Annotated in this window: 7 protein-coding genes; all 7 read left to right on the forward strand. The window is 57.3% G+C overall.

Annotation, left to right across the window (positions count from 1 at the left end; translation table 11 throughout):
* The first annotated feature begins 3 nt into the window (after positions 1-3).
* The 7 genes from pheT (at position 4) to tyrS (ending at position 10,853) form a co-directional block, all read left to right on the forward strand.
* Positions 4-2,574 carry a phenylalanine--tRNA ligase subunit beta gene (gene pheT / locus HMPREF2765_RS06815; RefSeq protein WP_070604855.1) on the forward strand — a complete coding sequence of 857 codons (2,571 nt, stop codon included), beginning with the start codon at positions 4-6 and terminating at the stop codon, positions 2,572-2,574.
* Between the two features lie 192 nt (positions 2,575-2,766).
* Positions 2,767-3,534: a hypothetical protein gene (locus HMPREF2765_RS06820; RefSeq protein WP_049345348.1), complete on the forward strand. Its 768-nt coding sequence runs from the start codon at positions 2,767-2,769 to the stop codon at positions 3,532-3,534.
* Positions 3,535-3,930: 396 nt separating this feature from the next.
* Positions 3,931-4,416, forward strand: a complete 486-nt coding sequence (locus tag HMPREF2765_RS06825) for an arginine repressor (protein WP_049345349.1) — start codon at positions 3,931-3,933, stop codon at positions 4,414-4,416.
* Between the two features lie 153 nt (positions 4,417-4,569).
* The gene (locus HMPREF2765_RS06830; RefSeq protein ID WP_070594160.1) at positions 4,570-6,174 is read left to right on the forward strand and encodes an AMP-binding protein; all 1,605 of its coding nucleotides are present in this window, start codon (positions 4,570-4,572) and stop codon (positions 6,172-6,174) included.
* A 134-nt stretch (positions 6,175-6,308) separates the two neighbouring features.
* Complete coding sequence (locus HMPREF2765_RS06835) at positions 6,309-6,884, forward strand: adenine phosphoribosyltransferase (RefSeq protein ID WP_044150631.1); 576 nt, start codon at positions 6,309-6,311, stop codon at positions 6,882-6,884.
* Positions 6,885-7,087: 203 nt separating this feature from the next.
* Positions 7,088-9,382, forward strand: a complete 2,295-nt coding sequence (locus HMPREF2765_RS06840) for a HelD family protein (RefSeq protein ID WP_141749096.1) — start codon at positions 7,088-7,090, stop codon at positions 9,380-9,382.
* Positions 9,383-9,548: 166 nt separating this feature from the next.
* A complete protein-coding gene (gene tyrS / locus HMPREF2765_RS06845) occupies positions 9,549-10,853 on the forward strand; it encodes a tyrosine--tRNA ligase (protein ID WP_070604858.1) in 1,305 nt (434 codons plus the stop codon).
* Positions 10,854-11,311 lie beyond the last annotated feature (458 nt).

An 11,311-nucleotide genomic window follows, 5' to 3' on the forward strand; every position in this document is an offset into this window, starting at 1 on the left:
ATTATGCGTGTACCCCTGTCATGGCTGCGCGAGTTCGTGCCTGTAGCCGAGGATGCTTCGGCTGAAGATTTGATGGCAACCCTGGTGAAGGTTGGCCTGGAAGAAGAAGACGTTCACCGCCCCTCTGATGAGCTGTCCGGCCCGATTGTGGTTGGCCAGGTGCTCTCTATGGAGCCGGAGACCCACTCGAACGGCAAGACCGTGAACTGGTGCCAGGTGCGTGTGGTTCCGGAGGGCCAGGAGCAGACTCTGACCGGTAAGGGCATTGAGCCTTCCGGCGTTCAGGGCATTATTTGTGGTGCCCACAACTTCAAACCCGGCGACAAGGTTGTTGTGACCCTGCCCGGTGCTGTTCTGCCCGGCGGTTTCGAGATTACCGCTCGTAAGACTTACGGTCACAAGTCGGCTGGCATGATTGCCTCGACTCGTGAGCTGGGTATTGGCGATGATCACGGCGGCATCCTGGTGCTTTCGACCCTGGGCCTGGACCCGGAGCTTGGCACCGACGCGATGGAGCTGCTGGGCCTGTACGATCAGGCTGCTGAGGTGAACGTGACCCCGGACCGCGGTTACGCGTTCTCTCTGCGCGGTATTGCTCGCGAGTGGTGCCACGCTACCGGTTCTTCCTTTGAGGATTTTGTGCTGGCGTACGGCGAGCGCGCCCCGGAGGCGAACGAGTCCGGTCACCCGGTTTCTCTGCGTGATGAGGCCCCGATTCACGGTAACCCCGCATGCACTCGTTTCGTGATGCGTGAGGTGTCGGGCGTGAAGGCGGACGCGCCGGTTCCGACCTGGATGTCTTCGCGTCTGCGTCTGGCGGGTGTGCGCTCGCTGTCGCTGCCGGTGGATATTTCGAACTACGTGATGCTGGAGACCGGTCAGCCGCTGCACTTCTACGATGCTGACAAGGTTCAGGGTGAGATTGTGGTGCGTCGCGCCGCTGCTGGCGAGAAGCTGGTGACCCTGGACGGTGTTGAGCGTACTCTGCACCCCGAGGATATTGTTATTGCTGATGATTCCGGCGTGATTGGTCTTGCCGGTGTGATGGGTGGCGCCTCGACTGAGGTGACCGATTCGACCACCCGCATTCTGGTGGAGTCTGCTCGTTTTGATGAGGTGTCGGTGGCTCGTACTGCTCGCCGTCACAAGCTGATTTCTGAGTCTTCGAAGCGTTTTGAGCGTGGCGTGGATCCGCAGATTCAGGCTGCTGCCGCTCAGCGTGCGGTTGAGCTGCTGGTTGAGCTGGCTGGCGCTCAGGTTGAGCCGGGCGTGACCGACGTGTCCCTGGGCTACGAGCCGGTCGTGATTGACCTGCCCGCTGATTACACTGCTGGTCGTATTGGCGTGGATTACTCGCCGGAGCAGATTGAGTCTTGCCTGCGTGAGATTGGCTGCTCGGTGGAGCGTACCGAGTCTGGTTACGCGGTGACTGTCCCGTCGTGGCGTACTGACCTGCGTGCGAAGGAGGACCTGACTGAGGAAATCGCACGTATTGACGGTTACGAGAACATCCCCTCGACTCTGCCGGTGGCTCCTGCGGGTCGCGGTTACACTCCGGAGCAGGCGGGTAAGCGTCGTGCGCTGAACGCGCTGGCGGCTTCGGGCCTGACTGAGGTTTTCGCGTACCCCTTCGTGTCGGCTGATGCGAACAACCTGTGGTCGGCTCCGTGGGTGAGCACCCCTGAGAACCCGGTGACTGAGGTTCCTTCGGTTCGCCTGGAGAACCCGATTTCTTCGGCTGAGGGCTGGATGCGCCGCTCGCTGCTGCCGGGCCTGGTTGAGGTTCTGAAGCGTAACCTGTCTCGCGGTTTCAAGAACCTGGCTATTTTTGAGGCGGGTCACGTGTTCATCCCGGGTGAGCAGCTGGGTTCGGAGTCTATTCCGCCGCTGGGTGCTCGTCCTTCGGATGAGGTTCTGGCTGATTTGAATGCCGGTATTCCGCATCAGCCCACTTTCATTGCTGGCCTGTTTGCAGGTACTGAGCATGAGGTGATGCCCGGCGCTACTCCGCGCGCTTACGATTGGCGTGACGCCCTGGACGCTGTGCGTCTGGTCGCTGACGCTGTTTCGGCTGAGATTCAGATGCGTAACGGTGTGCATACTGCATTCCACCCGGGCCGTGTGGCTGAGGTTCTGAACGCTGCCGGTGAGCGTGTTGGTTTCGCTGGTGAGCTGCACCCGAAGCTTCTGCAGGAGCTGAACCTGCCTGAGCGTACCTGCGCGTTTGAGCTGGATTTCTCGGCGCTGTTTGCTGGTCGTGTTGAGGCGCGTCAGGCTACTCCGGTGCTGACTTTCCCGGCTGCTACTCAGGACGTGGCGCTTCTGGTGGACCGCGATCTGCCTGCTTCTGAGGTGGAGCGTGTTCTGCGTGAGGGCGCTGGCGAGCTGCTGGAGGACATCCGCGTCTTTGATGATTACCGCGGTGTCGGTATTGATGAGTCGAAGAAGTCTTTGGCGTTTGCTCTGCGTTTCCGCGCGCCGGATCGTACGCTGACTGCTGATGAGGCATCGGCTGCTCGTGAGGCTGCTGTGGCTGCGACTGTTGAGCAGCTGGGTGCGGAACCGCGTGTCTAACCGGGTCTAACCCTAAGGCGTAATGCCTAGTGCTGACGGGGTGGGAGTTGTTGGCTCCCACCCCGTAGCTTTTGGCGTTGCGTGGTGGGTTTACCTGTTGGGTTGGTTTATGAAGCGTTGATAAGCGCTTTCAGTGGTGAACTCATGTGGTTATGGGTACCCTAGAAGATAGATGAAGTGAGGGAGAGAGTAATGGCTAATCGAGAGAACTCGCGCGAACAGGATGAGCTGTCGCAGTCTACTGAGGTCGAAGAAACCTACTTTGAGGATTCTGAGTACGAGGATTCTGAATATGAGGAGTACGACGAGTACGAGGATTACGACGATGAGGAAGAGAACTCCTCTCTTTTCGCGATGAGTGAGGAAGAGCTGGATGACCGCCCGGGCGTAAACTGGCTGTCGGTTCTTTCTGCTGCTGTCGCGGTTATTCTTTCCATTGTTTTGGCTATTGCGGGTGTCCGTGCTTTTGCGTCGGTGAATAATAACGCCGAGTATGCCGGTAAGAGCTGGGTCATTCAGGGCACCTACCAGGATTTGACTCCTGACCTGATTACGAAGGGCAATGTTGCTCGTTATAAGGGCAACTTGCCGGCTGATGACGCGCTGAACGGTAAGACGTATGTGTCGAACCTGAAGGATAAGTATCAAGTGACTTCGGGTGCTCCGATTGAGTTCCGTGGTTCGCAGACTGGTGACGTTCCTTCGGAGTTCCCGCGTGAGGTAGACGGCCTGTTGGTGGAGAAGGGCGGCACTCTTGAGGTCGTCTACACCGCCGAGAAGGGCACGTTGAAGCCTGTGACTGAGGACAGCGTGAATGCTGAGCGTTTTGCCGGTATCGCAAGTATTGTTGGTGCGGTGCTGGTGCTTCTGCTGGGTCTGGGTTTTGCTGTGTGGCTGAACCGCCGTTCGCGCGATGTCGAGTATGAGGACCTGGATGGTCTGGTGGAGGATGAGCGCTAGGCGTTCTGAGTCCTGAGGATTCACCTCGAAGTTTTGTTGAAGGAGCCTGTTTCTGGCGCACATGATGTTGCTGGAGGCGGGCTCCTTTTTCGCGCTCGCCTACCGGAAAGTCTCTTGACCGGCGCAACGCGCCAGCCCACAATGTTCTTGCACGCTATGCATTCATTGTGAGGTTATGCGCCCGAATGTGTAGATACACGCTACATTCGCGGCATTTTGCGTGACAGTTGGTGAGATAAACCCTGAAATTTCCCCCATATCTTGGAATAATCCATATTTGGTGCGCATATTTATGTGCATATGTATTATCTTGGGTAGTAAAGAATGTCGCGCTGCGCCACCGTTGGGCAGCTCCGTTCTGAATTCGTGATTGGCACCGTAGGAAGAAGAGATATTATGCCTTTCCCCTCGACCAAGATCGCGCGTCAGGCACGCATCGTTGAATTGCTGCAGACCCGACGTGTCCGCTCCCAGGCTGAACTGGCGCAGTACCTGGCCGATGATGGTATGAAGGTTACTCAGGCGACCCTTTCCCGTGATCTTGTTGAAATTGGCGCTGAGCGCATCCGTGATGAAGGCGCTGGCTTGATTTATGCTGTGCCGAATTATCCTGCTCGTCGTGGCGGCGGTACTGCACCTGATGCCCGTATGATTTCCCTGTTTAAGGAACTGCTGATTACCGCTGAGGGTTCGGCAAATATTACGGTTCTGCGTACTCCTCCGGGTGCTGCGCAGTTCTTGGCGTCGTCTATTGATCAGGGCGGTCTTGAAGCGATTATGGGCACTATTGCCGGTGACGATACGGTAATAGTGATTACTCGTGACCCCAATGGTGGGGCTGCGCTTGCCGAGAGCTTCTTGGATTGGTCTGCTGCTCAGTAGTAGCTGGGGCGTATCTTGCGCTGTTCTTCTGATATTTCGGGGGGAGCGGTTGAAGGTACGCCCTTCTGCTGTCTTCGGGTTCTTTGCCGGGCTTCTAGCTCGTCTTCTCCTTTTCTAGATATACCGATTTTTCTGTGGTGAGAGTTTTCTATCATGTCTGAAATACACGATTCAGCGAACAATATTGCCTACCTTTTGGCTGAGGCTGCTTCTGGTTCGGGGGCTAAGACAGCTTTGGCGATTCCGGCTTCTGACTCTGCTGATATGCAGGTGGTGAGCTACGCGCAGTTGGCGTCTGCGGCCGCGCAGGTTCAGCGTCATGTGGCGGCGCTCGGTGTTGAGCGTGGTGACCGCGTGGCGTTGTCTATGCCGAACGTGGCGTTGATGCCGGCGCTGTATTACGGCATTGTGGCTGCGGGCGCGATTTGTGTTCCGTTGAATCCGCTGTTGTCGGGTGCTGAGCTGGAGTATCATCTGCGCGATAGCGGGGCGAAGGTGCTTTTTGCGTTTGCGGGTACTCGTCTGGCGTCGGAGGCAACCTCGACGGTGCCGGTGAAGAACGGTTCGGTTCGTTGCGAGATTTTCACCGGGGGAGAGAGCTCGCCGGTGGCTCCTTTTGATGCGCCTGCCGATAGCGCGCTGTCGGATGCGGATCCGTCGGATGCTGTTCTGGAGCCTGTCCCGGTGGCGGCGAGCGACCCGGCGATTATTCTCTACACGTCGGGTACGACGGGCAAACCTAAGGGTGCGACGCTGACCCACGCGAATATCCTCTCGAATGCTCGTAGCTGCGTGAGCGTTTTTGGGTTTACCGCTGAGGACGTCATTTTTGGTGGCCTTCCGCTGTTCCACGCGTTCGGTCAGACGGTGTCGATGAACGCGGCGTTTGCGGCGTCGGCTACGGTGGCTTTGCTGCCGCGTTTTACCCCTGATGGTGCGCTGAATCTGATTGAGAGTGCTGGGGTGTCGGTGTTGGCTGCGGTCCCGAGCATGTATGTGTCGTTAGCGGCGGCGCTGGAGGCTGAGCCTGAGCGTGCGCGCTCGCTGCGTGGTCGCATCCGTTTCGGCATTTCGGGTGGTTCGCCGTTGCCTGCGCCGGTGCATTCTGCGTTGAAAACGCTGATTGAGTGCCCGGTGTATGAGGGCTACGGTTTGAGTGAGACGTCGCCGGTGGTTTCGTTTAACCAGGCGGAGTTTGGCATGGTGCTCGGTTCGGTGGGTCGTGTGCTGCCGGGTGTGCAGGTGCAGGTCCGTTGCCCGCAAGGTTCCGAGTGCGCGCCGGGTGTGAGCGGTCAGCTGTGGGTGCGCGGTGAGAACGTAATGGCTGGCTACTGGAATAATCCGGCGGCTACTGCTGAGGTTTTTGACGGCGAATGGTTTGCGACCGGCGATGTTGCTCGTGTTGATGAGCAGGGCAATATTTTTATTGTGGATCGTATTAAAGACATGGTTCTGCGTAACGGCTATTCGGTGTATCCGCGTGAGATTGAGGATGTTCTCTATACCCATGAGCATGTGCAGTCGGTAGCGGTATTGGGTGTGCCGGATGAGCGCGTGGGCGAGGAGGTTGTCGCCGTGGTGATGCCGCGTCCGGGTGCTGATGAGGGTGTGTTGCATGCGGAGTTGAATGCGTTGGCGCGTACTCGTTTGGCGGCGTATAAGTATCCTCGCCGCTACGTGATGGTGGAGAGCATGCCGCTGGGGCCGACCGGCAAGATTCTTAAGCGTGACTTGCGGGTTGTGATTCAGAGAGGCTAATTCCGGCAGATGGTTCTTGTCGCTCATCTGAGGACAAGCGCGGGTGAAGAGGGTAGAATTTTGTAGGCGGCTTCTACCGCGTTATTGTTCCCGGGTAATTTTTCCGGGGCTATCCCCTTCACGAAAGAGAGAGCATGAGCGTTCCCGCTTCTGAGGCTTCGCGAACCCCTATTGAGCAGTTGATTCCGACTGCTTGCGCTACGATTCCGAATTACCCGCATGAGGGTATCCTCTTTTACGATGTGACCACTCTCTTCGCTGATGCTGAGGTGTTCAAGGCGTGCATTGATGAGCTGGCTGCTCGTTTTGATGGTCAGTTTGATGTGGTGGCTGGTGTTGAGGCTCGCGGTTTCTTGCTGGCTTCTGCGCTCGCGTACGCTACGGGCACTGGCATTATGACGGTTCGTAAGGCGGGTAAGCTTCCGCGTGAGACGTACCGTGAGGAGTATGCGCTGGAGTACGGTAGCGCCGCGATCGAGATTCACTGTAGTGATTTCGCGCCGGGCACCCGTGTTCTTCTGCTGGATGATCTGCTGGCGACTGGCGGTACTCTGGTGGCTGCCGCGAAGTTGGTGGAGCGCGCGAACCTGAAGGTTGCCGGCGTTGGTGCTCTTCTGGAGCTGGAGGGCCTGGGCGGTCGTGAGGCGCTGGACGGTTACCGTCTTGAGACGCTGAGCTTGGTCTCTGAGTACCCGCTGCCGTCGAAGTAGTTTTATAGAGTTTGAGGCGTACCGTCCTTTGGGCGTGTGCAGCTGATATTGATGAGGGGTGCCCCGCCGGTTGAGCCGGTGGGGCACTTTTCTGTGGGGGTAATATTTCGGCGCTACGGAGCCTGTCCTGTAAAATAGTGACCCGTATTTTTGGGTGCCTGTCGCACCCTGTCTTTGAGACACCATAGGTTTAAGGAGCTTACGTGTCATCTGAATCTTTGCCCCAGCAGTCTGCTGATTCTTCGGCGGCTGAGAAGCTGTTTGCTGAGCAGATGGCTGCGGAGCGTGAGTATGTTGCTCGCGTATATGCCCGTCTGGATGAGCTCCGTGAGGAGACGGCTGAGAAGCTGGCTGCTGTGCGTAAGAATCAGGCGGTGGGCGGTCATCAGAACCGTTCGGAGCGTGACTCTTTTGCTACCCACTATGAGGATCGTTTGGCGCAGCTGAATGCTGTGGATTCTCGTCTGACCTTTGGACGCCTGGATATGGACCGTGAGGGTGCTGATGCGGTGCGCTATATCGGTCGTATCGGTATTACGGATAGTAATCAGCAGCGTCTGCTGATGGATTGGCGTGCCCCGGAGGCGGGTACGTTCTATCAGGCAACTGCTTTCCACTCGATGGGTGTGCGCCGTCGCCGTCACCTGATGCTTGAGGGCCGTACTGTCGTCAATATTGAGGATGAGGTCTTCGATTCGGAGATGCTGCAGGATGAGGATTCCCTCCACGGCGAGGGCGCTCTGCTGGCGGCGTTGAATAAGAAGCGTACCGGCCGCATGGGCGATATTGTGGCGACGATTCAGGCTGAGCAGGATGCGATTATCCGCTCGGAGCTGCCGGGTGTGCGTGTGGTGCAGGGTGGTCCCGGTACCGGTAAGACAGCTGTGGCGCTGCATCGTGCGGCGTATCTGCTGTACACGAACCGTGAGCGCCTGTCGAAGGCTGGCGTGCTGGTGGTTGGCCCCTCGAATTCGTTCATGTGGTACATCGAGCGTGTGCTTCCGTCGCTGGGTGAGACCGGCGTGGTGATGTCTTCGTTGGCGACCCTGTATCCGGGTCTGCGTGCTGTGCCTGAGAAGGACCGCGCGGTTGCCGCGTTGAAGGGCGATTTGCGCATGGTGAAGGTTATTAAGTGTGCGGTGGCGGATCGTCAGAAGGTGCCGGCTCAGGTTCAGCGTCTGAATGTTGAGGGTACTGATGTTGAGCTGACTCCGGAGATGGTTCGTTCGGCTCGTTCTCGTGCTCGTTCGACGGGCAAGCCGCATAATGAGGCTCGTGAGACGTTCGTGAAGATTCTGTTGAAGGAGCTGACTGCGAAGCTGGATGATCAGCTGAACCGTGCGGCGGGTCGTGTGGTGGAGCGTCCGTATCTGCAGGATGATGTGCGTGCCTCGATGGATGTGCGCCGTGCCTTGAATCTGGCGTGGATGCCGCTGTCGCCTGAGACTCTGTTGCGCTCGCTGTTTTCGAAGCCGCACTATCTGGAGTCTGCGACTCGTGAGCTGTCGAAGGCTGAGCGTGAGCTGTTGGCTCGCCCGGCGGATGCCCCCTTCACGGAGGCTGATGTTCCTCTGCTGGATGAGGCTGCTGAGCTTTTGGGTGATTTTTCGAAGGTGACCGGTGCGGCTGCTGCGGCTCGTGCTGCGGCGGAGCATCGTGCGAACCTTGAGAATGCGGCGAAGGCTTTGGAGAATGTTCACCAGTCGCTGGAGGATATTGGCGCTGATGGCGTGATTACTCCTGAGCAGATTGCGATGATGAATGAGGTTCGTGGCGAGCGTATGACTGCTGCGGCTGCGGCGTCTGCTGATCGTACGTGGGCGTATGGCCATATTGTGGTGGATGAGGCTCAGGAGCTTTCACCCATGCAGTGGCGTTTGCTGATGCGTCGTTGCCCGATGAAGTCGTTTACGATTGTGGGCGATATTGCACAGGCCTCTTCTGCTGCGGCTGCTTCGTCGTGGTCGCAGGCGTTGGAGCCGTTTGTGGGTGAGCGTTTCACTCTGGAGGAGCTGACGATTAATTACCGTACTCCGGCTCAGATTGCTGAGGCGGCGGTATCGGTTGCGCAGGCTGCTGGCTATGAGGTGTCTGCGCCTCGTGCGGTGCGTGAGGGCCAGTGGCCTCCGCTGGTTCATGAGGTTGCCGCCGAGTCTGTTGTGGAGCAGACCGTGTCCGTGGTCAGCGAGGAGGTCGCTCATTCGGGTGGTGCTCTGATTGGTGTGGTGTGCCCGCCGAGCCTGTATGTTCAGACGGCTCAGGCTGTGGCTCGTGCTCATGCTGATCGTACGGGTACCGCGCAGACTGCGTTGGAGAATCAGGTGCTGGTTCTGACTCCGTGGGAGGCGAAGGGCCTGGAGTTTGATGTTGTGGTGATTGTTGAGCCGCAGCAGCTGATCGATGATGCTGGTGGTGCTGTGGGCGACTTGTACGTGTCGATGACTCGTCCGACTCAGCGCCTGCACATGGTGGGTTCGCGGATGCCCGCGGGCCTGTAGCCTTCATAGCTCTGTAGCCTCTTTCTGTTATTTCTTTGGGCTGGTGCCGTAGCGGTTTGGGCGCTCGCTTGGGTTTTTCTGAGCGTTTGGGCTGGTGCGGTGCTAGGCTTGTTACATATTTTGTTCGAGCGCCTTCGGGCGTTGTTACCTTGTGAATGGGAGAAGCATGTCTGCCGAGATCCTCAACGCGCAGCATAATGACGATACCTTCGAGAATATTTGGCAGGAACTGAAGTGGCGCGGCCTGGTGCACGTGAGCACTGATGAGGCTGCTCTGGAGAAGGCGCTGAGCGAGGAGAGTCTGACTTTCTATACGGGTTATGATCCGACTGCGGCTTCTTTGCACCTGGGTCACCTGGTGCAGCTGCTGGTGATGCGTCGTCTGCAGCTTGCCGGTCACAAGCCGCTGGGTCTGGTGGGTGGTTTCACCGGTTTGATTGGTGATCCGCGTCAGACTTCTGAGCGTGTGCTGAACTCTCCTGAGGTTGTTGCTGAGTGGGTTAAGTCTCTGCGCGCTCAGATTGAGCGTTTCCTGTCGTTCGAGGGTGAGAACGCTGCCCGTATGGTGAATAACCTGGACTGGAGCGGTCAGATGTCTGCTCTGCAGCTGCTGCGCGATGTTGGTAAGCATTTCCGCGTGGGCACCATGGTAAAGAAGGAGATTGTTGCGAAGCGCCTGAACTCTGATGAGGGCATTTCGTACACCGAGTTCTCGTACCAGATTCTGCAGGGCCTGGACTTCTTGGAGCTGAACCGTCGTTTCGGTTGTACTCTGCAGACCGGTGGTTCTGATCAGTGGGGTAACCTGACGAGCGGTACCGAGCTGATTCGTAAGGTGGAGGGTAAGAGCGTTCACGCTATTGGTACTCCGCTGATTACTAACTCTGATGGCACTAAGTTCGGTAAGAGCGAGGGTAACGCTATTTGGCTGAACCCGCAGATGTGCTCGCCCTACGCTTTCTACCAGTTCTGGCTGAACACTGCGGATGCGGATGTGGTGGATCGCCTGAAGGTCTTTACTTTCTTGACTCGTGCTGAGATTGCTGAGTTTGCTGAGAAGGTTGAGAAGGAGCCGTTTAAGCGTGAGGCTCAGAAGACTCTGGCGTACCTGGTGACTTCGCTGGTTCACGGTACTGAGGCTACCGATCAGGCTGTGGCTGCTTCGGAGGCTCTGTTCGGTAAGGGCGATTTCGCTGCTCTAGATGAGGCTACCTTGGAGTCTGTGATTGCTGAGCTTCCTTCGGCGAAGCTGTCTGAGGACCGTCTGGACATGATTTCTGTTCTGACTGAGCTGGGCTTTGCGAAGTCTAACTCTGAAGCTCGTCGCATTCTGAAGGAGGGTGGCGCTTCGGTGAACGGCGTGAAGGTTCAGGGCGAGGACGCAGCTATTTCTAAGGATGATCTGCTGCACGGTCGTTTTGCGATGGTTCGCCGTGGCAAGAAGAACCAGGGCGCTGTAGAGCTGATCTAATACAGAGCTGATTTAGTCTTCTCGATACATATAGATGGGGAGGGGTTCTTCTCTGCTGAGTGTTTAGTGCTGAGTGTTTAGTACTGAATGTTCGGTGGGGGAGCGCCCCTCCTTTTCTGTTCCCTATATACACAGAGCCCCTCCGTCAGGAGGGGCTCTTCTTGTATCGTTCTGCTACCCTCTGGCTCTGGGGTTTCTTGGTTTGTCTTTGTTGGCGAGGGCTTTGGGCGCCTTTCGACCCTGTTTTGGGGCTCCAGCGAGGGGAATTCGCAGATTTTTGAGGTTTCTAGAAGTTTTTTGAAGATTTTTTAGCACCCATAAAACACACTGACTAGGCACTTTGGTGTCTGGGAGGGTGTTTGAGACCCTTTCAAGGCCCCACTTGTGGTCCACTTCACCCCTTTTCGGGTTGCAGGGGTGTTTAGGCATCTGTATAGTTGTATGAGTCGCCGCGGCGA

The organism is Rothia sp. HMSC062H08, assembly GCF_001810775.1.
Lineage (GTDB): Bacteria > Actinomycetota > Actinomycetes > Actinomycetales > Micrococcaceae > Rothia.